The organism is Roseateles sp. P5_E11 (genome assembly GCF_054049355.1).
Window position 1 is genome coordinate 21,751 of the sequence record NZ_JBFUMO010000004.1, and the last position, 21,889, is coordinate 43,639.

General features: G+C 69.0%; 18 protein-coding genes and 1 riboswitch. Of the genes, 4 read left to right on the plus strand and 14 right to left on the minus strand.

Annotation, left to right across the window (positions count from 1 at the left end; genetic code table 11):
* Nucleotides 1-14: 14 nt before the first annotated feature.
* Together ACXJKR_RS00785 and ACXJKR_RS00790 are read right to left on the minus strand one after the other, a co-directional pair.
* Nucleotides 15-347, minus strand: coding sequence for an antibiotic biosynthesis monooxygenase family protein (locus ACXJKR_RS00785; protein ID WP_056191846.1), 333 nt, complete (start codon nucleotides 345-347; stop codon nucleotides 15-17).
* Complete coding sequence (locus tag ACXJKR_RS00790) at nucleotides 347-2,257, minus strand: B12-binding domain-containing radical SAM protein (protein WP_457319926.1); 1,911 nt, start codon at nucleotides 2,255-2,257, stop codon at nucleotides 347-349. Before ACXJKR_RS00790 ends, ACXJKR_RS00785 begins: the two co-directional genes overlap by 1 nt.
* A gap of 285 nt (nucleotides 2,258-2,542) precedes the next feature.
* Nucleotides 2,543-2,633, plus strand: a riboswitch (cyclic di-GMP riboswitch).
* Between the two features lie 112 nt (nucleotides 2,634-2,745).
* On the opposite strand from ACXJKR_RS00790, the gene ACXJKR_RS00795 reads away from it, so the two are divergent.
* The 3 genes from ACXJKR_RS00795 to ACXJKR_RS00805 are packed head-to-tail and all read left to right on the plus strand — an operon-like array spanning nucleotide 2,746 to nucleotide 7,963.
* Nucleotides 2,746-4,905: a S8 family serine peptidase gene (locus ACXJKR_RS00795; protein ID WP_457319927.1), complete on the plus strand. Its 2,160-nt coding sequence runs from the start codon at nucleotides 2,746-2,748 to the stop codon at nucleotides 4,903-4,905.
* Nucleotides 4,906-4,964: 59 nt separating this feature from the next.
* On the plus strand, nucleotides 4,965-6,554 hold the full coding sequence (locus ACXJKR_RS00800) for a sensor histidine kinase (RefSeq protein WP_457319928.1): 1,590 nt from the start codon (nucleotides 4,965-4,967) through the stop codon (nucleotides 6,552-6,554).
* Nucleotides 6,551-7,963, plus strand: coding sequence for an ATP-binding protein (locus ACXJKR_RS00805; protein WP_457319930.1), 1,413 nt, complete (start codon nucleotides 6,551-6,553; stop codon nucleotides 7,961-7,963). Before ACXJKR_RS00800 ends, ACXJKR_RS00805 begins: the two co-directional genes overlap by 4 nt.
* Nucleotides 7,964-8,000: 37 nt before the next feature.
* On the opposite strand, the gene ACXJKR_RS00810 is transcribed toward ACXJKR_RS00805, so the two are convergent.
* The 8 genes from ACXJKR_RS00810 to ACXJKR_RS00845 all read right to left on the minus strand — a co-directional run bounded on the left by ACXJKR_RS00810 (nucleotide 8,001) and on the right by ACXJKR_RS00845 (nucleotide 16,626).
* Nucleotides 8,001-9,650, minus strand: coding sequence for a GMC family oxidoreductase (locus ACXJKR_RS00810; protein WP_457319932.1), 1,650 nt, complete (start codon nucleotides 9,648-9,650; stop codon nucleotides 8,001-8,003).
* Nucleotides 9,651-9,695: 45 nt separating this feature from the next.
* A complete protein-coding gene (gene creD, locus ACXJKR_RS00815; protein ID WP_457319934.1) occupies nucleotides 9,696-10,988 on the minus strand; it encodes a cell envelope integrity protein CreD in 1,293 nt (430 codons plus the stop codon).
* A gap of 59 nt (nucleotides 10,989-11,047) precedes the next feature.
* Nucleotides 11,048-12,469, minus strand: coding sequence for a two-component system sensor histidine kinase CreC (creC, locus tag ACXJKR_RS00820; protein WP_457319936.1), 1,422 nt, complete (start codon nucleotides 12,467-12,469; stop codon nucleotides 11,048-11,050).
* 108 nt (nucleotides 12,470-12,577) lie between these two features.
* The gene (gene creB, locus ACXJKR_RS00825; RefSeq protein ID WP_056191863.1) at nucleotides 12,578-13,246 is read right to left on the minus strand and encodes a two-component system response regulator CreB; all 669 of its coding nucleotides are present in this window, start codon (nucleotides 13,244-13,246) and stop codon (nucleotides 12,578-12,580) included.
* Nucleotides 13,234-14,259 (minus strand): nitronate monooxygenase, encoded by a 1,026-nt coding sequence (locus tag ACXJKR_RS00830; protein WP_457319938.1) that lies wholly within the window; start codon nucleotides 14,257-14,259, stop codon nucleotides 13,234-13,236. The genes creB and ACXJKR_RS00830 overlap by 13 nt, the downstream gene beginning before the upstream one ends.
* Before the next feature lie 4 nt (nucleotides 14,260-14,263).
* Nucleotides 14,264-14,905: a MarC family protein gene (locus tag ACXJKR_RS00835; RefSeq protein ID WP_056191866.1), complete on the minus strand. Its 642-nt coding sequence runs from the start codon at nucleotides 14,903-14,905 to the stop codon at nucleotides 14,264-14,266.
* Nucleotides 14,906-14,950: 45 nt separating this feature from the next.
* Complete coding sequence (locus tag ACXJKR_RS00840) at nucleotides 14,951-15,730, minus strand: helical backbone metal receptor (protein WP_457319940.1); 780 nt, start codon at nucleotides 15,728-15,730, stop codon at nucleotides 14,951-14,953.
* Complete coding sequence (locus tag ACXJKR_RS00845; protein WP_457319941.1) at nucleotides 15,727-16,626, minus strand: hypothetical protein; 900 nt, start codon at nucleotides 16,624-16,626, stop codon at nucleotides 15,727-15,729. The genes ACXJKR_RS00840 and ACXJKR_RS00845 overlap by 4 nt, the downstream gene beginning before the upstream one ends.
* A 234-nt stretch (nucleotides 16,627-16,860) precedes the next feature.
* Between ACXJKR_RS00845 and ACXJKR_RS00850 the strand changes: the two genes are divergently transcribed.
* Nucleotides 16,861-17,403, plus strand: coding sequence for an RNA recognition motif domain-containing protein (locus ACXJKR_RS00850; RefSeq protein WP_457319942.1), 543 nt, complete (start codon nucleotides 16,861-16,863; stop codon nucleotides 17,401-17,403).
* A 202-nt stretch (nucleotides 17,404-17,605) separates the two neighbouring features.
* On the opposite strand, the gene ACXJKR_RS00855 is transcribed toward ACXJKR_RS00850, so the two are convergent.
* From ACXJKR_RS00855 to ACXJKR_RS00870, 4 genes are all read right to left on the minus strand, one after another.
* A complete protein-coding gene (locus tag ACXJKR_RS00855) occupies nucleotides 17,606-19,915 on the minus strand; it encodes a DUF5916 domain-containing protein (RefSeq protein WP_457319944.1) in 2,310 nt (769 codons plus the stop codon).
* Nucleotides 19,916-20,138: 223 nt separating this feature from the next.
* On the minus strand, nucleotides 20,139-20,912 hold the full coding sequence (locus ACXJKR_RS00860) for an SDR family oxidoreductase (RefSeq protein ID WP_457319946.1): 774 nt from the start codon (nucleotides 20,910-20,912) through the stop codon (nucleotides 20,139-20,141).
* Nucleotides 20,909-21,514 carry an LPS export ABC transporter periplasmic protein LptC gene (lptC, locus tag ACXJKR_RS00865; protein ID WP_056192618.1) on the minus strand — a complete coding sequence of 202 codons (606 nt, stop codon included), beginning with the start codon at nucleotides 21,512-21,514 and terminating at the stop codon, nucleotides 20,909-20,911. Before lptC ends, ACXJKR_RS00860 begins: the two co-directional genes overlap by 4 nt.
* Before the next feature lie 50 nt (nucleotides 21,515-21,564).
* A partial coding sequence (locus ACXJKR_RS00870) for a KdsC family phosphatase (RefSeq protein ID WP_457319948.1) occupies nucleotides 21,565-21,889 on the minus strand: 325 nt, incomplete at its 5' end.

Below are 21,889 nucleotides of genomic sequence, written 5' to 3' on the forward strand. Positions count from 1 at the left end.
GCACTGCACAAAAGTCAGTGGGCCGGCGTGGTTTCGGCGAGCGGATGGGCGATGCCGCCGTCGCCATAGGTGCGCACCACCTCGGCGATGACCACCTGGTAGCCCCTCAGCCATTTGGCCTGGGCCTGCTTGGCCTCGCGGTGCGCGGGGTGGCTCATCAGCTGCTGCAGGGCCTCCATCGAGTCCCAGTAGTAGACGTTGGAGATCAGCCCGTTCGCTGCGTTCTCCCAGGCTTCCTCGCCGAGGTAGCCGGGAATGGCGCGGGCGATGGCGGCGATGCGGTCGTCCAGCGCGAAGAAATCGGCGTCGTAGTCGCCCTTGGCGAAGGTGAAGGTGGAGGTGTACATCAGGTGATTGTCGCCAGGGCGCGCTCGACGAAGCGGCGCGGCACTGTCGTCTTGGGTACGCGCAGCGGGAACCAACTGCGGATATCGCTGTCCACGCCGATGCCGTGCATGAAGTTGTACAGGCCCTTCTTCAGCCCCTGGCCAAGGCCGTCGTGGTCGGTGGGCGTGGGGTCGATGAAGGCGACGTCGTTCTTCGCAAAGCGGCCATCGGCGGGCAGGGGCTGTAGCGTGACGCCGTATTCCGCCGGGTTCAGTCCGACGGGCGAATGCACCGTGCAGGCGAAGCGGTGGAAGAAGCCGCTGTGGATGCAGCCGTTCTCGAACAGCTGGCGCACGTATTCCAGCGCGTCCACGGTGTCCTGCGTTGTCTGCGTGGGGAAGCCGTACATCAGGTAGGCATGCACCAGCACGCCGGCGTCGGCAAAGGCCTTGGTCACGCGCGCCACCTGCTCGATGCTGACGCCCTTCTTCATCAGCTTCAGCAGCCGGTCCGATGCCACCTCCAGCCCGCCCGAGATGGCGATGCAGCCGCTGTCGGCCAGCAGCTGGCAGAGCTCGGGCGTGAAGGTCTTTTCAAAGCGAATATTGCCCCACCACGAGATGGCCACGCCGCGGCGGATCAGCTCTTCGGCCAGGGCCTTGAGCGCCTTGGGCGGCGCGGCTTCGTCGACGAAGTGGAAGCCTGTCTGGCCCGTCTCCTTGACGATGGCCTCGATGCGGTCCACTAGCACCTCGGCCGAGGCCGCCTCGTAGCGCGAGATGTAGTCCAGGCTGACGTCGCAGAAGCTGCATTTCTTCCAGTAGCAGCCATGCGCCACGGTCAGCTTGTTCCAGCGGCCGTCGCTCCAGAGCCGGTTCATCGGGTTGAGCATGTCCAGCAGCGACAGATAGCGGTCCAGCGGCAGGCCGTCCCAGGTCGGTGTGCCGACGTCATCGAAGGGAATGTCGGGCTCGACGAAGTTGGTGTACCTGACCTCCGTGCCGTCGCGCCAGAAGGTACGCACCAGGCGCGTCTTGGAGCGCTTGCCGGCGACGTGCTCCAGCAGCGCCAGCAGTGGCCGCTCGCCGGCGTCCAGCGTCACGTAGTCGACAAAGTCGAAGACGCGCGGCTCGGCCAGCTCGCGCAGCTCGGTGTTCACATAACCGCCGCCCAGCACGCAGATGACCTCGGGCCGCGCGGCCTTGATGCTCTGCGCGATGCGCAGGGCGGCGTAGACCGAACCAGGGAAAGGCACGGACAGCAGCACGACCTCGGGTTGGTGCTGCTCCAGCGCGGCCAGCGTCAAGGTGTGCAGCGTGCGGTCGACGAGATTGGGCGGTGCGGCCAGGGCGGTGGCCAGCGGATCGAAGTGAGCCTGCGCCGCGGCGAGGGATTCGGCGTAACGGACAAACTCAAAGCGTTCATCGACCGCGTCGCGCAGCACGTCGGCGAGGTCGTTCAGGAACAGCGTGGCGAGATGGCGTGCGCGGTCCTGCAAGCCGAGGGCGCCAAACGCCCAGGCGAGCGGGTCGCCGCCATCCTCGTCGACATAGGCGTCCAGCGAAGCGAAGCGTGCGCCTTCGGGCAGGAAGGCACGGGTGTTGATGCGATGGGCCAGCGTCGGGTCGCGCCCCTGCAGGAAGCCGAGGACGCGTGGCGTGGCGGCGGCTATTGCCGGGAACTCGGTGGCAAACCAGGCCGTTTGCGGCGTGCGCTCGGCTTCGGGCAGGGCCAGCACGGCTTCATGCAGCTGGGCCAGGCCGGTGGGTGTGAACAGCTCCAGCACCAGGGCCAGCGCCAGGTCCACCTGCTGCGCATCGATGCCGCGTGAGCGCAGGAAGCCCGTCAGGTAGGCGGTGGACGGGTAGGGCGTGTTCAGCTGCGTCATCGGCGGGATGACGGAGAGGACGCGGGGAGGCTGGCGAGGCATGGGCGGGATTGTCGCGGTGTGGCGTGGCGCGACACGGCGAGCAAACCGCCTCGCATCGCGCGAGGCGCCGGCAGCCGGCGACTTCTGCGCCGTGGGCCTCTTGAAAAGGTTGACTTCTTCCATGCGGCTGGAGCGTGATCGGATGGGCGATGCCTCACAACCTAACTGACCGGTTTCACGCGTCGCTGTGAGGCTGGATCATGGATGTGTAACGGTGGCCGAACGGACCCGGAAGCGCCACTTGTTCACAGCGTTACGCCGCAACTTCAGATACATTTTTTTCACTGATGACAAAGGCACACCCGAGCGAAAGCCGGGGTCGCAAAGCTTCCGGTCTAAGGCCCGCCTGGCGGGTTACGACAGCGGGGTTGCCAAGGACAAGCCGCCGGCAGGTCGCCGTCGACATGGCAGCTCTTCCGTCGCCGGGATGCGGCGCGACGCCCGACCGGGCGTGTGCGTAGGAATCAGCGCAACAACGAAAGCTGTCCATGAAGTCCACCACGCTCCCTCTTCGATTCGTAGTTCTGATCGAGTGGCGCCTGCACGCGGCGCTTGCGCTGCTGCTGACGCTGGCTGCATTGCTGTGGCCTGCACTGGCGCAGGCCGCACCGCGCGACAAGATTGCCGCCGATCTGCGCCAGGCCGTCGATTCGGCCGCTGCGCCTCGCCAGCGCTGGCAACAGGAACTGGCTGGTCGCCGCTACGTGCACACCCTGGTCGTCAGCGACGGGCGGGACGCCGAGCTGGTCGAGCTCCGCCGCGCGGTCGTGGCGGCGGGTGGCACCGTCTACTGGCGCTACCAGTCGGTGCCGGCGCTTTTCGTGACCTTGCCCGTTGACAAGGTTGACGCGCTCGCTGCGCGGCCGGACGTGCAGAGCATCTCGCCGAACCGGCGCGCGGCCCGCACGTTCAGCCTGACCGAGGCCTCCACCGGCGCAGCCGACGTGCGTGCCGCCACGATCGGCGCGGCGCGGGGCCTGGACGGCTCGGGCGTCGCCATCGCCGTGCTGGATTCGGGCATCGCTGGGAACCACACCGCGTTCACCGATGGCCAGCGTTCGCGGGTCGCACGCGCCGTCGACTTTGAGAAGGTGACGCAAGGCGGCGCGGGCCGCGCCTGGCAGCCCGGCGTCGACCGGTCCGACGCGGCGCTCGACGAACGCCAGCAAGCGGCGGGCGGGGCGGATCCGTATGGCCACGGCACGCATGTCGCGGGCGTCGCCGCAGGCCGCTCGACGTCGCGTCTGCCCGAGTCGAGCGGCATCGCCACCCAGGCCTCGCTGGTCGACGTCAAGGTGCTTGACAGCCGCGGCGAAGGCGAGCTGAGCGATGTGCTGGCCGGGATCGACTGGGTCATCGCGCATGCGAAGCAGCAAAACATCCGCGTGCTCAACGTGAGCCTTGCCGCCGATTCGACCGAGTCGTATCGGACCGACCCGCTGTGCGGCGCGCTGCGCGGCGCGAGTGCAGCCGGCCTCGTGGTGGTCGTGGCCGCCGGCAACTACGGCACGGACGCCTCCGGTCAGGAGCGCTACGGCACGATCAGCTCGCCGGGCAATGAGCCCTCGGTCATCACCGTGGGATCGGCCAACACGCAGGCGACTGCCTCGCGCAGCGACGACGCAGTCAACCATTTCAGTTCCCGCGGGCCCACCCGCGGCGGCCTGTTCCTGCCCGACGGGCGCCGCGTCGCCGACAACCTGCTCAAGCCGGACCTGGTGGCTCCGGGCAATCGCATCGTCGGCCCGATGGCGGCCGGCAGCACGCTCGCCACGGACTTCCCCTCGCTGTCGGCGCCCTACGGCGGCACGGCGCAGCCGCGGGGCCGCGAGCTGATGGACCTGAGCGGCACTTCGGTCGCTGCGCCGGTGGTGTCCGGTACCGTGGCCCTGATGTTGCAGGCCAACCCCGGCCTGACGCCCCCGTTGGTGAAGGCGATCCTGCAGTACACCGCGCAGGCCCTGCCGGGCGCCAACCTGCTGCAGCAGGGCGCGGGCCTGCTGAACGTCGACGGCGCGGTGCGGCTGGCCGGTGCGCTGCGCAGCGATCTCGCCACGGTCATCGCCAGCGGCCGCATCGCGGCGGGTGCGCCGCTGCTGGCGCCGGGCCAGGTGATGCCCGCGCCGGTGTCGATCATCGGCGGTCAGTCGGTGCCCTGGAGTCGCATCATCTTCGCCGGCGGGCGCCACCTCTACAGCGGCAGCGCGCTTTTCACCCGCTACCAGCCGGTGTACGACCCGGGCCTGTTCTGGGTGGGCGGCAGCGCGACGCGCGTTACTGTCCAGATCCGCCCCGGCGCGGCGCTGTCGACGATCACGGCGTCTCCCGTGCCGACGGGGCAGCGCTTCCTGACCGACGGCGTCATCACGCTGAATTCGCTGGTCGGCCGCAGTTCGCTGCCGGGTCGCACGGGCGTCTTCGTCCCCACCGCGACGCTTTCCGGCTGGCTGGCATCGGGCAGCGGTGTGGTGCTCAGCGAAGGCGTCGTCCTCAGTGAGGGTGTGGTCCTCAGCGAAGGGGTCGTCCTCACCGAAGGCGTGGTGCTGAGCGAAGGCGTGGTGCTCAGCGAGGGTGTCGTGCTGAGCGAGGGCGTGGTGCTCAGCGAGGGTGTCGTGCTCAGCGAAGTTGCCCGCACCGGCGAACGATGATGGTTGCTGCAGGCGCCGAGCCCGGAGTGAGCTGGCCTCGGCGCGTCCATCAGGCACTGATGCCGGACTACAACCGCAAGGCGGCGGTGTATTGGTGGGCGGTGGTCTGCATCGGTGTGGTGGTGCTCGCGCACTCGTTGCGCCACGTCGTGAGCCTTTCGCCGGATGCCTGGTTGCGCGTGGTGGGCGGCACGCTGCTGGCGATGCTGGCCGGGCTGGTGCCGGTGCGGATTCCGCGTTCAACGAACTCGTTCACCGCTGGCGAGATCTTCATCTTCCTGCTGCTGCTGCTGAACGGGCCGGAGGCCGCGGCCGTGGCGTCGGCAGCGGAAGCGCTGGTCGGCGCCTGGCGCACCTCCAAGCGCTGGACCAGCCGCATCGCCAGCCCCGCGATGGCGGCCATTGCCATGTTCAGCGCCGGCACGGTGCTGCACGTGGCACTGGGCGAACTGCGTAGCCATCAGCTGGAGAGCGACAGCCTGATCCTGCTGGGCGCGATCCTGTTTGCGCTCGCCTACTTCGTGCTGAACACCGTGATGGCCACGGCCGTGCCACGGCTCAAGCGCAACGAGCCGCTGTCGGTCCGGGCATTCGTCGACGCATTCGGCTGGCTTGGCATCGCCTACGCGGGCAACGCCTCGGTGGCGACATTGCTGTTCCTCAGCTTCCGGCAGTCGGGCATCGTCGTCGTCGTCGCGGCCACGCCGATCATCGTGATCCTGCTGACGACCGGCCACTTCTTCTTTCGCCGCGAGGAAGCGGCCGAAGCGGTGCGCAAGGCGCGCGAGCAGCAATTGGCGCAGAAGCAGGCGCTGGAGAACGCGCGCCAGTCGGGCATGGCCGAGATCGCCACCAACGTGCTGCACAACGTGGGCAATGTGCTCAACAGCGTCAATGTGTCGGCCGAGTTGATCAGTGGCAAGGTCCGCGGTTCGGAGGCGGCTGGGCTGGCCCGCGCGGTGGCGCTGCTGGACGCGCATGCGCAGGACCTGGGCGACTACCTCACCCGCGACGCGCGCGGGCGGCTGCTGCCAGGCTATCTGAAGCAACTCTCGGTGGCGGTGGCCGAGGAGCGCCAGCAGATCCTTGACGAGCTGGCGGCGCTGACGCGCAGCGTGCGCCACATCAAGGAAATCGTGGCGACGCAGCAGTCCTACGCCGGCGCGTCCAGCATGGTCGAATCGACCCGCATCACCGACTTGATCGAAGATGCGCTGCGCATCGATACCGGCGGCATCGGTCCTCTGCGCGTGGAGCGCGAGTTCGAGGAGGTGCCGGCGTTGATGCTGGACAAGCACCGCACGCTGCTGATCCTGGTGAACCTGATTGGCAACGCGCGCCATGCGGTGCTGCAGGCGCCGCCCGACGTCGGGCAATGCATCGTGGTGCGGGTACGGGCGGTTGAAGGCGATCGCCTCCAGGTGGCTGTTGCCGACAACGGTTGCGGCATCGCGCCGGAGAATCTCACGCGCATCTTCGCGCACGGGTTCACGACCAAGCAGGACGGCCACGGTTTTGGCCTTCATAGTTGCGTATTGGCAGCCCAGGAGATGGGCGGTACGCTGACTGCCCACAGTGACGGCCCCGGAACCGGGGCCACCTTCACGCTTGAGCTACCTCTGACCGCTGCCACGGACACCCAGGCATGAACTCCTTCGAGAACCGTCGCGTCCTGCTGGTCGACGACATGCCGACGATCCATGCGGACTTCCGCAAGATCCTCGCGCCCGAACTCGGCGCCGCGTCGGCGCTGGAAGCCGCCAAGGCGGCATTGTTCGGCGACGAGATCACCGCAGCTGCCCAGCCCTTCGAGCTCGACTCGGCCTACCAGGGCCAGGAAGGCCTGGCCCGCGTGGTCGAGGCGCTGGCGCAGGGCCGGCCCTATGCGGTGGCCTTCGTCGACATGCGCATGCCGCCCGGGTGGGATGGCGTGGAGACGGTCGAGCGCCTTTGGCAAGCCGACCCGAGGCTGCAGGTGGTCTTCTGCACCGCCTACTCCGACGCCTCATGGGAGGAGGTGCTGCAGCGCCTGGACACCCGCGGCCGGCTGCTCATCCTGAAGAAGCCCTTCGACAACATCGAGGTGAGCCAGCTGGCCAACGCGCTGGCTGCGAAATGGCAGGCCACGCAGCAGGCTGCCGCGCAGATCGATCAACTTGAAGCCGCGGTGGCTGCGCGTACCACCCAGCTGACGCAGGCGAACGCGGCGCTGCAGGCGGAAATCACGGAGCGCAAGCAGCTGCAGACCCAGCTGGTGCAATCGCAGAGCCTGGCGTCCATCGGGCAGCTCGCCGCCGGGGTGGCGCACGAGATCAACAACCCGATTGGCTATGTCTTTGCGAACCACGGCACGCTGGATACCTACCGGGAACAGTTGTTCGGGCTGCTCGGCGCCTACCGCGCGGCCGAGGACCAGCTGCCCGCGAGCCTGGCCGCATCGCTTGCAGCACAGCGGGAGCAGGTGGGCCTGGACTACCTGCACGACGATATGCCGGCGCTGATCCAGGAGTCGCGCGAGGGCCTGATGCGGGTTCGCCAGATCGTGCAGGACCTGAAGGATTTCTCACGCGTCGACGCCGGGCAGGAATGGCAGCGCGTCGACCTGCACGCGGGCATCGAATCCACGCTCAACCTGGTTGCCGGCGAAGTGCAGCACAAGGCCGACCTGGTGCGGGAGTTCGGCCGGTTGCCGGACGTCGACTGCATGCCGTCGCAGATCAACCAGGTGGTACTGAACCTGGTCGTCAACGCAGCCCAAGCGATCGATAGCGGGGTGCGCGGCACGATCACGCTTCGAACCGGTTGTGAAGGCGACGCGCATGTGTGGCTGGAAGTGGCCGACACGGGCTGCGGCATGCCGCAAGAAGTGCTCGGGCGCATCTTCGAGCCCTTCTACACCACCAAGCCGGTCGGCCAGGGCAGAGGGCTCGGGCTGTCCTTGTCCTACGGCATCGTGCAAAAGCACGCCGGGCGCATCGACGTGCACAGCCAGGTCGGCAGCGGCACGACGTTCCGCGTCACGCTGCCGATGCGGCGCGCCGAGGCGACGCCGGGCTGAGCGCGGTGACTGGGGCCCAGGTCGGTGCGCCGAACGGCTACTGCGCCAACCACCCCGCCAGCTTTTCCGCAATCATCAATGTCGGCGAATTCGTATTGCCGCTCGTGATCGTCGGCATCACGCTGGCATCCGCGATGCGCAAGCCGCTCACGCCGCGCACGCGCAGCCGCGAGTCGACCACCGCGCCGGGGTCGTCCTTGCGGCCCATGCGGCAGGTGCCCACGGGGTGGAAGATGGTCGTCGCGATGTCGCCGGCCAGCCGCGCCAGTTCCTCGTCGGTCTGGAACTGCGGGCCCGGCTTGTATTCCTCGGGCTTGAAGCCGGCCAGCGCCGGCTGGGACACGATGCGGCGCGTCAGCTTCAGGCTTTCGGCCGCGACGTGCCGGTCCGCCTCGGTGGACAGGTAGTTGGGCCGGATGGCCGGCGCCACCGTCGCGTCGGGCGAGGTGGCGAGCACCGTGCCGCGGCTGGTCGGGTTGAGGTTGCAGACGCTGGCCGTGAAGGCGTTGAAGCCGTGCAGCGGTTCGCCAAAGGCATCCAGCGACAGCGGCTGCACGTGGTATTCCAGGTCGGGCCAGACCTTGTCGGGGTGGCTGCGCGTGAAGGCGCCGAGCTGGCTGGGCGCCATGCTCATCGGCCCGCTGCGGCGCAGCGCGTACTCCAGGCCGATCATGGCCTTGCCGAGCAGCGAGGCCGAGCGCGTGTTCAGCGTCTTCGCGCCGTCCACCTTGTAGACGGCGCGGATCTGCAGGTGGTCCTGCAGATTGGCGCCCACTCCCGGCAGGTGCTGCTCGACCGTAAGCCCCAGGCTCTGCAGCAGGTCGGCCGGGCCGAGGCCGCTGAGCTGCAGGATCTGCGGCGAGCCGATGGCGCCCGCGGCCAGGATGACCTCGCCGCCGACGTTGAGCCAGGGCTGTTCGACGCCATGAGGTGTCAGCACCTCGACGCCGCTGCAGCGCAGGCCCGTGTCGTCCTTGAGCAGACGCAGCTTGCGTACCTGGGCGCCCGTCCACAGCTCGAAGTTGGGCCGCCCAAAGGTGGTCGGCCGCAGAAAAGCCTTGGCCGTGTTCCAGCGCCAGCCCTTCTTCTGGTTGACCTCGAAATAGCCCACGCCCTCGTTGTTGCCGGCGTTGAAGTCGCTCGTGGCCGGGATGCCGGCTTGGGCGGCGGCGGCGGCAAAGGCGTCGAGGATGGGCCAGCGCAGGCGCTGTTGCTCGACCCGCCACTCGCCCTTGTGGCCGTGCACGGCGGCAAAACCCTCGGGTGCGGTCTTGGGCGTATCCAGCCGCCAGTGGTTCTCGTGCTTGCGAAAGGCGCGCAGCACGCGCTCCCAGCGCCAGGTGTCATCACCTGTCGTCTCGGCCCAGTGCTCATAGTCGCGGCTCTGGCCACGCATATAGATCATGCCGTTGATGCTGGAGCTGCCGCCCAGCACCTTGCCACGCGGGTAGCGCAGGCTGCGCCCGTTCAGCCCGGCCTCGGCCTCGGTGTTGAAGCACCAGTCGGTGCGCGGGTTGCCGATGCAGTAAAGGTAGCCGACGGGGATGTGGATCCAGTGGTAGTCGTCCTTGCCGCCCGCCTCGATGAGCAGGATGCGCTTCTCCGGGTTGGCGCTGAGCCGGTTCGCGAGCAGGCAGCCGGCGGTGCCGGCGCCCACGATGATGTAGTCGAAACCTTGTCGGGACATTGAGGCGCTAGCTGGGCATGCGAAGGGCGAAACCCCAAGCGTACGTCACTCGGCGTTGGCGCTCCCCAGGCGGTACCAGTCCAGCTTGCGCGTCAGCGTCATCACGGTGGCGAGCACGGTGAACAGCAGGATGGCGCCGATGGCCAGGGCCGCCTGCTCGCGGCTCAGCAGCACGTACAGCGCGCCGTAGAGCAACGCGATGCCACTGCCGAAGGCCGCGCCGCGCAGCCAGCCGCCCAGCATGGCCGCGGCGTATTGCGTCAGCACCAGGGCCGCCGCGCCGGCCGCGATCAGGTAGGCAACCAGGAAGGGCAGATGCTCCGACAGGCTGAGCAGCAGCAGGAAGAACAGGCTCAGCGCCAGGCCGACGAGCAGGTATTGCACCGGGTGCACGCGCCGGCCGGTCAACAGCTCCGTGAGGCCGACGGTGACGAAGGTCAGCGCGATGAACATCAGGCCGTATTTGATGGCGCGGTCGCTCATGACGTAAGGGTTCACGGGGTCGATCAGGTCAACGCTCAGCGTGTCCAGGTTGCCGTTGCCGGCGATCACGTCGGCGACGCCGCCGCTGGCCAGTTCAGTGACCTGCCAACGCGCCTTGAACCCGTCGTCACTGACGTCGCTGCCCGTGGGCAGGAAGCGCCCGCCAAAGCTCGGGTGCGGCCAGCTGGATTCCAGCGTCATGGTCGTGTCGCTGGCGGCGGGCACGAGGGCCAGGCTCTGCGTGCCGGCCAGGTCCACGACCAGCTTCAGCTCGAGGCGCTCGCCGGGAGGCGGGGTCTGAACGATGGCATGCAGGCCCGAGGGATAGGCGGCGTCCAGCGTGCCGGGCCTGACGGTCAGCGCATGACCGTCGCGTGTCAGGGTGACCTTGCGCAGGCCGCGAGCGTCCTTGGCTGAGAACATCGCGATGACGTCGCCGCATTCGACGCGGCCGCCGGCGTTGTCGGGCCTGGGTGTCAAACCTGAGGTTTCCTCCCAGCGTGCCAGCAGGGTCAGCTTGCCGGCATAGGTGTTGACCTTGAACAGGCCGCGATGGCGTGGGTCGGGCACGAGATCCCCGCTGACCTGCAGCTGGGCAGGGGGCAGCCGATGCGCGAAGTTGCGGGTCTGGACGCCATCCTTGTAAGGCGCCCAGGTCTCGGTGCATTGGCGCAGCAGGATGGGGCCCAGCAGCGTCTGCGGGCCGGCGAGCGACTGCTCGACGTTTTGTTCGGCCTCGTGCTGCCGGGCCTGGCGCTCATGCGCGAGACCGCGGATCTCGCCGAGCACGACGACCAGCAGCAGGGTGATGACGGCCAGGATGACCAGCTTGAGGAAGAGAGGGTGCTTGTTCATGCCGACAGCATCGCCAGCGGTGGTGAGCAGACAACGAAGTGTGTGAAGCGAGCGTGAAGTCAGCGCGGAAGAACCAAGCTGACGCGCAGCCCGGGCTCCGCCGCCTCGAAAGCCAGCCAGCCGCCATGCAGCTCGGCCACGCGGCGCGCGATGGCCAGGCCCAGGCCCGAGCCCTTGACGAGGCTGCCGGGCCGGGCTGTCGAGAAGAAGCGTTTTCCCAACTGGGCAAACGCCGCCGTTGGCACGCCGGGGCCTCGGTCGCGCAGCGTCAGGCGTGCGGTCGTCGCCGTTGTGCTGACGGCCAGTTCGAGCATGGAGCCGTCCGGTGCGAAGTCGATGGCATTGATGAGCAGATTGCCCAGGGCCAGCTCCAGCAGCGCCGTGTCCACTTCGACGATCGCTTCCTCGCGCGCCGTCCAGGTGACGTTCAAGCCTTTCTGCGCCAGGCGTGACGCCTGCCGCTCAAGTTGACCTTCGGCCCAGTCAGCCAAGGTGATCCGCTGGCGCTCGCCCGGCCCGACCTGGGCCTCCAGCTGCGACAGTGCCAGCACGCGCTCCACCAGCGTCTGCAGCCGCGCGGTCTGGTCCAGCACCTGGGCGGCGAAGCGCTGGCGGTCGGCGGCGGGCAGCTCGTCCTGCAGCAGCTCGCCGCTGGCGCGCAGCGCGGCCAGCGGGCTCTTCAGTTCATGCGTCAGTGCGCGCACGTCGTGTTCGAGCTGCTCACGGCCTTCGAGGCGGCGGCGCATGTCGTCCATGGCATGGGCGAGATCGCCCAATTCACCTGGCATGGCCGGCGGCGCAATGGCCTGGCCAGCCTGGGCCTGCTGGGCATAGCGGCGCAGCCGCCGCACCGAGGCGACCAGCCACAGCGTCACCGTCACCCCGACGATGAGGCTGGCGGCCAGCAGTGCGGCGCCAGCCCAGAACACGCGGCGCTCGGCGCGGTCGATGAAGCGCTGCACGTTGGCCACCGGCTTGGCGACGCTGACGACGCCCAGCGTGCGGCCGTCCTTGAGGATGGGCGCCGCGACGACGAGGATGGTGCTGCGGTCGTCCGCGGAATAGCGCGTCGAGCGCGCGCCATAGTCGCCGCGCAGCGTCAGCGCCACGTCGCGCCACTGCGAGTAGTCCTGGCCCACGGCCGAGGGCTGGCCGGAGTCGAGCACGACGCGGCCGTGGGCGTCGGTCACATAGATGCGCAGGTCCAGGCTCTGCTTGCGCAAACCCCAGATCGGTACGTCGACCTCGCGTTTCACATAGCGCTGCAGCCGCGCGGCCAGAGGGCTGTCGGGCTTGAGGCCGTTGGCGCCCATCTCATCGGCGGCGGTCTCTGCCATCAGATGGGCGGTGTCCACCATCAGGTCTTCCATGACCTCGCGCACGCTGGGCTTGACCTCGGCCAGGAAGACTTTCAGCAGTAGCACTGCGCTGAGGCCGGCGATCAGGAAGAAGCCGAAGAAGACTCTGAGCCCCAGCCGCACGTCAGGAACTCCGAACAAAGCCACAGAGGCACAGAGACACGGAGAAGCAGGCTTGTCCTCTGTGTCTCTGTGCCTCTGTGGCTGTGTTCATGGGCGGTTGGCGGCTGCTCATGGTTCCAGTGAATAGCCCAGCCCGCGATGCGTCTTGATGGGGTCGCGCGCCGGTGCCGCCTCGCGCAGCTTGGCGCGCAGCGTCTTGATGTGGGTGTCCACGGTGCGGTCTGTGCTTTCGGCGCTGCTGCCCCAGACGGCGTCCAGCAACGCGTCGCGGCTGTGGATGCGCTGCGGGGCGCGCAGCAGATGCGTCAGCAGGCCGAGCTCCAGCTTGGTGAGGTTGAGCGGCACGCCGTCCAGGCTGACTCGCGTACCGTCGACCGTGAAGCCCAGCGTTGGCGCTGGCGCGGCCTGGGCGCGGCGCAGCAGGGCGCGCACGCGGGCGACCAGCTCGCGCGGGCTGAAAGGCTTGGCGAGGTAGTCGTCGGCGCCCAGCTCCAGGCCGAGCACGCGATCCATCTCCTCGCTGCGCGCGCTCAGCACGATGACGGGCAGGCGGGAGAGCGGGCCATTGCGCAGCTCGCGGCACAGGTCCAGGCCATGGCCGTCGGGCAGGCCGATGTCGAGGATGAGCAGCTCGGGCGCCGGTGCCGCGCGAAGGCGCTCGCGGGCCTCAGCCAGCCAGGCGCAGTGCTCGACGACGAAGCCCTCGCGCCGCAGCGCGAACGCGACGGTGTCCGCAATCGCCGGGTCGTCTTCCAGCAGCAGGATCAAGTGCGCCAACCCTTGGCCAAGCTCGCGACGAGCTGCGCAGCCGAACCCGGCGCACGGTTGACCGGCAGCGCCTGACCGGCCCAGAGGCTGATGAAGTCAGCCTGGCCGGCCCTGGCCGCCGCCTGGCGCATCGGTCGGCTGGCCGCGTTGGGCTGCGGGAAGGCGGGCAGGACGATGCCCTCCAGCTCCCGCGTGACGCGGTTGGCCACGCCGCGCGCCAGGCGGCCGGAGAAGGCGCGCGTCAGCGTCGAATCGGCGTCGCTCGCAGCCAGCAAGGCGGCGCGGTAGGGCGGCGACAGTGGGCATTCGTCGACCAGCAGAAACGCCGTGCCGACCGTCACTGCGCTGGCGCCCAGCGCCTGCGCCGCCGCAACGCCGCGTGCGTCGGCGATGCCGCCGGCAGCGATGACCGGGACATCCAGCGCGTCGACGAGCTGGGGCACCAGCGCCATCGTGCCGATCAGCGCGCCTTCCGCGCTGCCCAGGAAGCCGCCGCGGTGGCCTCCGCCTTCGTAGCCCTGGGCGATGACGGCATCCACGCCGCTGGCCTGCAGCAGCAGGCCTTCCGCCACCTGCGTGGCCGTGCCGAGCACGGTGAAGCCCTGCGCCTTCAATGCCGCCACGCGCGCCACGCCGGGGTCGCCCATGGCGAAGCTGATGACGGCGGGATGCGCGGCGATGGTGGCCTCAAGCTGGGTGTCGAAGTCCTCCTCGAAGCGTTCCGGCCGCGCCGGCGCCGGCAGGCCCAGTTCGGTGTGCCAGGCGGCCAGGCGGGCGAGGTAGGCGTCCAGTGCGCTGTCGTCGCGCAGCCAGGGCTGCGGGCAGAACAGGTTGATGCCGAAGGGCTGGCCGGTGCGCGCGCGGATGTCGGCGGCAATCTCGGTGATGCGTGCCGGCGTCAGGTAGGCCGCGCCGAGCTGGCCGAAGCCGCCGCCTGCGCTCACGGCGGCCACCAGCGCGGCGCTGGACGCCTCGCCGGCCATCGGCGCCATCCAGATGGGAGGCAGGTCAAACAGGCTCATGTGGTCACCCCACGGTTCGTGCGGCTAGCACCGGGAAAAGCTTGATGAGGCCGTCGGCCAGCAGCTCCACCGCCAGCGCGGCGAGGATGAGGCCCATCAGCCGCGTCATGATGTTGATGCCGGTCTGGCCCAGCACCTTGGCGATCTTGCTGGACGCGGAGAAGACCACGAAGGTGACGAGGGCGACGACAACGCCATAGCCGCAAAGCACGGCCAGCTCCCACCAGACGCGCGTCTTGTCGGCGTAGATGACCATGGTGGAGATGGTGGCCGGGCCGGTCAGCAGCGGGATGGCCAGCGGCACGACGGCGATGCTGGCGCCGGCGTCGGCCTTGGTGTTGCCCTCCGACACATCCTCCTTGCGCGCCTCGGCCGGCTGGGCGTTGAGCATCTGCAGCGAGCTGATCAGCAGCAGGCAGCCGCCGCCCACCTGGAAGCTGGCCAGCGAGATGCCGAAGAACTCGATGATCTTCAGCCCGAACAGCGCGCTCAGCGCGATGACGATGCCGGCCGTGCTGGCGCTGACGAGGATGGTCTTGCGCCGCTGCGTGCGCGAAAAGGCGGACGTGAAGTGGATGAAGAAGGGCACCACGCCGACCGGATTCACGATGGCCAACAGCGCGACGAGGGGCTTGTAGATGTCCATGACGGCTGATTGTGGCGGGCCCCGATGCTGTCAAGGCCGAAAAACTCAAGCCTCTGCGTGTTCGCGCAGGGTGCGCAGATAGTCCAGCCCTGCCGCGCCGCGGCAACCCCACCAGCTGAGCAGTTCGCCGTCGACCAACTGCACGCGTGCCTGCGGGCACAGCGCCTGCGCCGCGGCGATATGCGCAGCACCGAAGCGATAAGGCTCGGAGCTCAGCAGCACGCGGTCGATGTCGCGAAGCCAGGCGTCATCGCCCGCAAGCGCAGGGTAGCGGCCGGCGCCGTGCTCGCCGCCCAGCACGTCGGGCCAGGTGCGCCAGCCGACTTCAACCAGCAGCGTCGAGACATAGGTGTCGCGCGCCACCGTCATCCATGGGTCGCGCCAGATCAGGTAGAGCACGTTCTCGCCCGGCCAGACCTGCTCGCGGCAGCGGGCCAGCGCGGCTCGGAACTCGGCCGACAGCGCCGCGGCGCGTTCGTTGACGCCCGGCTGATCGGCAAAGGCAGCGCGCAACTGCTCGAACAGCGCCAGGTTGTCCTCGGGCCGGCTCGGGTGGGTCACGATGACCTCGGGCACGAACCCTCGCAGCGCTTCGGCGGTTTCCAGCCGGTTCTCGTCCACGTTGACGATGACATGGGTGGGTGCGAGCTTTCTCAGCTTGGCCAGGTTCACGTCCTTGGTGCCACCCACCTTGGCAACGGTGGCAACCACCTCGGCGGGGTGGATGCAAAAACCGGTCCGGGCCACCAAGCGATGGCCCAGCCCCAAGGCCACCAGCGTCTCCGTCGCGCTTGGCACGAGCGACGCGATTCGGGGCGCCGTCATTCCGCTTCGGTCACCGCCAGATAAACGGCACAGCAGCCGCGCAGCCAGACCAGGGTCGGCAGCACCAGGGCGATGGCGAACACGACGCCGCCGCCGATCAATGCAGCCAGGCCTAGCGCGCCGCCCTGCAGCGGCACGCCACTGGCGCCCAGGCCGCGCGGCCCCAAGCCCATGACGCCGGCCAGCAACTGGTTGGCGGGCAGCTCCACACCCGCGCCGAGGATAGCCAGGCCGGCCACCATCCGCCCGCCGCTGACGACGACGAAGCTGACGGCCGCCGTGGCCAGCGCCGTCATCAGGTAGACGGCGGCCATCAGCAGCGCCGTTTCGGGCAGGCCGTGATGCAGGCGCTCGCGCAAGAAAAACAGTACGCCGGCGCTGCGCCGCCCCGCCCACACCGCTGGCCCCGCCAGAGGTCCGACGAGAACGACCAGGACGAAGCTGATGCCGCCCAGCACCAGCACGCCAGCCGGCAGCACGACGGCCAGCAGAGGCGCGCCGACGACCGGCCAATGCGTCGCCCACAGCAGCCCGGCGAGCACCAGGGCGGCCGCGCCGGCCAGGGCCAGGCAGGCCAACAGGGCGAGCAGCACGCGATGGCCGCTGCGCAGGGCGTCCGAGAGCGCGTCCTGGGGGTCGCGCACGGGCAGGCCGCGCGCCTGGTCCATCAGCATCAGACCCGTCGCATTGACGCTGAAAAAAGCGACAGCCAAGGCCAGCCCCACCCAGAGCGCGCTCAAGAGGCCTTGATCGCGCGCCAAGGCTGACTGGGCCATGGCCAGCAGCAGGCCGGCGGCGCAAAAACCGGCCAGCAGTGCATAGAGGGCGCGCAGATTGCGCGGCGCGTCGACGCTGGCGAGCACGCGGGTGAGGGGAACGAGCAGGCTGGTTGTCATGAATTCGGGTGGGGCGGGGCGATGGTATCGATGACGGGACCGTGATGGCTCCCAGGCGCCAGGGTTTGTGCTAGCTCTGAAAAACAACACTTGCCGGAGTGGCGTTCCGCAATCTCTTTACCCCGCCACCATAATCAATTGCCTGTGTCTGGACGCCGCACCTTCGCTTGAATGGTTCACGTAGGGTTGAAGCTCCACATGGTTTTTTGGTTTTGAGTAGAGAAGGGCTTCCCCATGGGAAACAAGCTTTATGTGGGCAATCTGGCCTACAGCGTGCGTGACGAATCGCTGCAAGAATCGTTCGGTCAATTTGGTACGGTGACCTCCGCGAAGGTCATGATGGACCGCGAGACGGGCCGTTCCAAGGGTTTTGGTTTCGTCGAAATGGGTTCGGACGCTGAGGCGCAAGCAGCCATCAACGGCATGAACGGCCAGGCCCTCGAAGGCCGCGCCATCGTCGTCAACGAGGCTCGTCCTCGTGAAGAGCGTCCGGGCGGCTTCGGCGGCGGCGGTGGCCGTTCCGGCGGTGGCGGCTTCGGTGGTGGTGGCGGCTACGGCGGCGGCGGCGGCGGTGGCCGTTCCGGCGGCTACGGCGGCGGCGGTAGCAGCGGCGGTGGCGGCGGCTACGGTGGTGGTGGCGGCTACGGTGGTGGCGGCGGTGGCCGCTCCGGTGGCGGCGGCTATGGCGGCGGCGGCGGTGGCCGCTCCGGCGGTGGCGGCGGCTACGGTGGTGGCGGCGGTGGCTACGGCGGCGGTGGCCGTTCCGGCGGCTATTGATCCCACAACCTCGCAAGAGATCTGAGCAAAGCGCCCTTTCGGGCGCTTTGCCTTTTCTGGTGGAACTTCTCTAGTTCGTCCCCGCGGGGGCTGAGGCCGGACACGGTGCGTCCAGTGGACGCGCCGTGCCTGTCGAAGAGCTGCGGCGCAAGCCGAAGCGCGCTCTGCAAGACCGGCCAAGGTAGTCCTTGGACGAGGGGTTTCAGTACCCCAGCGTCGCCTTGGCGAAAACCTCGCTGGCGCGCACGGCACCTGGCTGTTCACGAGCCCGGTTCAGGCCCAGGCTGATGATGCGGCTCAGCCCGACACGGTGCTGGAACATCAACGACAGCACCCGCCCCCGGTTGTTCTGCGCAGCCAGATTCGCGCTGGCGTCGTCACGGCGGTTGAAGCGGGTCTGCTGCTGGATGAGCCGCAGGGAATCGCGCGGGCTCAGGTGCAAGACGACCAGACTCTGGGCGCTGCGGTCGGTGAAGGCGCGGTGGCCATCGGGTGCATCGACCCAGGCCAGTCCGAAGCGCTGCTCGAACTCCAGCCACAACCCGGCGGGCAGCGGCAGGCGCATCTGGGCCTGGATCTGGGCTTGCGCGCCCAGGCCCACGCGATCGGCATCGACGTCCAGGCGTCGGCCCCATTCCACCTCGGCATCCACGTAGTTCAGCAGTTCGCCCGGGTTGGACTCGATGCCGATCAGCAGCGTGCGCGTCGGGTGCAGCCGGCCGCCGCTGCGGGCGCGATGGCTGTCCAGGCCAACATGGCCCCAGACGCCGGTGTTGCGTGCGGCGGCGAACCAGAAGCCTGGCTGGAAGAGGCGGTCGACGACCTGGCCTGCCGCGACGCCGAGCAGCGGATCGGCCAGGGTGCGTGTCTCCTGAACTTTCAGCTGCACCTCGTGGTCGTGCATGTCGATGCCGGCGAACTCCCGTGGCCCCAGGCGCAGATAGCCGAAGGCCGACGCACGGCGAATGCCGCTCTGGTTGACGAAGCCGTTGTCATTGGCAAAGCGAGGGCTGATCTCCTCGACGTTGACGTTGGCCGCCCAGTCGGCATCCCGGTGGCGCCAGGCCGCCCAGGCGCGGTGGCCGCGTTCGCGGCTCACGCGCAGTACCTGGCCGTCGGCGTCCAGGCCCAGCGTCGTATCGGACAGCAGCAGATGGCCGCGCCATTGGTCGCTGTCGCCGGCACGCCAGACAGTGTCGCTGCCGATGACCTGGGTCGTCAGCCCCTTGCCAAAGTCGCGCAGCGACACCAGGCCCGCCAGGCCGAGGTCGCCAAGTTGCGTGCGGCCGCGCGCGAAGCTGGCCTGGGAGCCGCGTGGCTGCACGCCGCTGCGCGTCGCAAAGGCACCGGCGCGCAACACCGTTCCGCCGCCGGCGTCGCGCAGATTCAGGGCCGTGGCCTCGGCGCCGGCGCCGCGCCAGGTGGCGCGCAGGCCCCAGTCGGGGTCGGTGATGGCGCGCGTGTAGAAGGCCGCGAGGCTGCGGTTCTCGCCCGACTCATCGGGCTGGGTCGGGCCGACGACGTCGGCGCTCTCCAGGAAGAAGGGGCGCTTCTCGGGCACGCTGAGCGCAAAGCGCGTGTTGCCGGCGAGCTGGGGTGCGTCGAGTTCGACCTGGGAGAAATCGGGGTTGAGCGTTGCGTCCAGCACCCAGTCGGCGCGCGGTCGCCACTTGAACTCGGCGCCCAGCGAGGCCTTGCGCGTGCGGCGGGTGCCACTCTCGTCGCTGCTGTCGCGCGTCGAGCGCACTGTCAGCTCGGGCCGAAAGCCGATGAAGCTGCGTTCGCGCACCTGTTCTACCAGATCGCCCAGGCCGTCGAGCGGCTGCAGCTCGGCGATGAAGCTCAGCGCGTCCTTGTTCAGGGCCGGCGAGCTGACGTTGAGCGTGCGGTCTTCGCGGGGGATGTTGCGCGCGACCATGATGCGCCAGGGTGCGCCGCCGTCGTGCGGGAACCTGAGCGCCGCGATGGGCCAGCGCAGCTCGAGGCTGTAGCCGTCGGGCAGGCGGGTCGCGGCGGCATGGATGTCGAAGTCCGGTGCCGAGTCCTCGGTGTCCTCTTCGGCCGCGAACAGGCCGTCCTCGACGCCGCCGGCTGCACTGACTCGCACGTACTGAGCCGTGCGGCGATGGCCGACGGGGTCGATGAAGACGGAGACGAAGTCCTGGTCGGCCTTGACCTGATCGCGCCGGGCCAGCGGGGCGCGGATGCGGCTGGGTTCGGGGTCCCAGGCGCGGATGCCAAAGATGAGGGCGTCCTCGGTGACGAGAACCTGCACCGTGGTGCGCCAGCGCGCGGCCTGCTTGTCGGCGGGCAGGAACTGCGCAAAGCGTTCGTAGACGGGCGCGCGCAGCCAGGCCGCGTCATCCAGCTGCCCGTCAATGACAGGCGTGGCTTCGCCGGCTGCGAGGCGCAGGGCGGTGGGGTGTTGAAGTTCGGGGGTGTTGCCCCAGGCGGGCAGGGCCAGGGCGCAAAGGCCCAGGGCCATGCCCGAGCCGAGAAGGCGAAAAATCATGAATTTCGTCCGAGGTCGGCCGCCGAACGGGGCCGCAGGAATCAATGGGCTGGCGACGTCAGCGGTGGACGTGCAGCAGCGAGCGGGCGGCGCTGAAACGATGTTCAGCGCGCGGGCTTAGCAGGGGTGAAGCACCTTGGCCATGATGTCCTCCTCGGCTGCAACGGCAGCTCTCGGGTCGAAGGCGCGCAGTGTAGCCACGGCGCGCGGGCCGTGAACAGCCCTATTCGCTTGCCCGCTTCTTCCGCGGCCGGCTGCCCAGTGCCCGGTCGTAGAGCCAGTTGGGCAATATCCGCAGCAGCTTGGCCAGCACACCCATCTGCCACGGAATGACGCGGTAGCTGACCTGGGCGCGGATGGCGCGCACGGCCTGGTCGGCGAAGTCGTCGACCTGCATCAGGAAGGGCATGCTGTAGCGGTTGCCGCGCGTCAGCGGTGTGTCGATATAGCCCGGCAGCAGGGTGACGACGCTCACCCCGAAGGGGCGGCATTCGCCGCGCAGGCTTTCGCAGTAGGCGACGACGGCGGACTTGCTGGCGCTGTAGGCACCATGCCCCGGCAGGCCGCGGATGGCCGCGACGCTGGCGACGCCGACCAGCGTGCCCGAGCGGCGCTCGTTCATCGCGGCGACGAAGGGATGGAAGGTCGCGGCCAGGCCGACGTTGTTGGTCTCGAAGGTGCGGCGCATCACTTCGAGGTCGTCGAAGTGGGCCGTGTCCATGCCGATGCTGATGCCGGCATTGGCGATGACCACATCCGGCAGTCCTTGCGCGGCGATGCACTCGCGGCCGATGCGGGCCATGGCGTCCAGGTCGGCAACGTCCGCGCCGTAGACCTTGAAGCGGGCCGCGTCGAGCTTCTGCTCGGCCGCCCAGCGTTCGACCTCGGCGGTGCGGCGCGCGACCAGTGCGAGGCGTGCGCCGTCGCGGTAGTAGCGCAGGGCCAGGGCCTGGCCGATGCCGCTGGACGCGCCGGTGATGAAGACCAGCTCGCTCATTTCGGGGCCTTGGAGACGATTTGCCCCTGCGCCCTGCCCGTGAAGTGGACCTGGCCGGTCAGGTGACGGTACTCGAAGTTCTGCGCGTGCAGCGTCGAGCTGCCCTGGCGGATGGTGACCGGCAGGTGCGAGCGCAGGATCTCGCTGTTGGACAGGGCCTGCAGGAACTCGCCACGCACCTCGAGCTGGGCCGGCGCGTTCTCGCCGGCGCCGGGTGGCAGGCGGCGCAGGTGGACGTTGCCGAGCAGCTGCATGTCGCTGCCGTCGCCATTGCTGAGGGCGCGCTTGGCGTCGGCGATGGCCAGGCTGCCGTCCGGCCCGATGGCACGCACGCGGACCTCGTCGATCTCGACGGTGTCGGTGTCCGGGTAGTGGCGCAGTTCGGCGCCGGCGATCTGCACATGCAGCCGCCCATCGGCGCCGATGCGCTGGATCTCGAAATTGGCCATGCGGTAGTCGGGCAGATGGCGCGGTGCCGCCACCTCGCCAGGTGCATCAATCAGCGGCGTGTTCTTCACCAGCCACCAGGTTGCGCTGGCCAGCGCGGCCATCAGCAGCAGTGGCAGGTAGTTGGACAGCAGGCTCTGCAGCCGCCACAGCATGGGCCTGGGCTTCTGGCGGCGCGGCAGCGGTGCCGGCAATGCAACCGGTGTCACGAGGCCTTGCCCCCGTCCAGCGTGTCGTGATGAGTGTTGAGCAGACGCTCGTAATGGCCGGCGGCCATCAGCAGCACATCGCAATACTCGCGCGCCGCGCCGTAGCCACCGGCGGCGCGCGTGACATGGTGGGCGATGGCCAGTACCTCGGCATGAGCGCCGGGTGGCGCGCAAGCGAAGCCGGCCCGCGTCATCAGGGGCAGGTCAGGCCAGTCGTCGCCCATGACGGCGACCTCGTCCCAACTGGCGCCTAACTGGGCCAATAGGGGCTCGGCGGCGGCGAGCTTGTCGCGCGCACCGTAGACAGCGTGCTTCAGATCC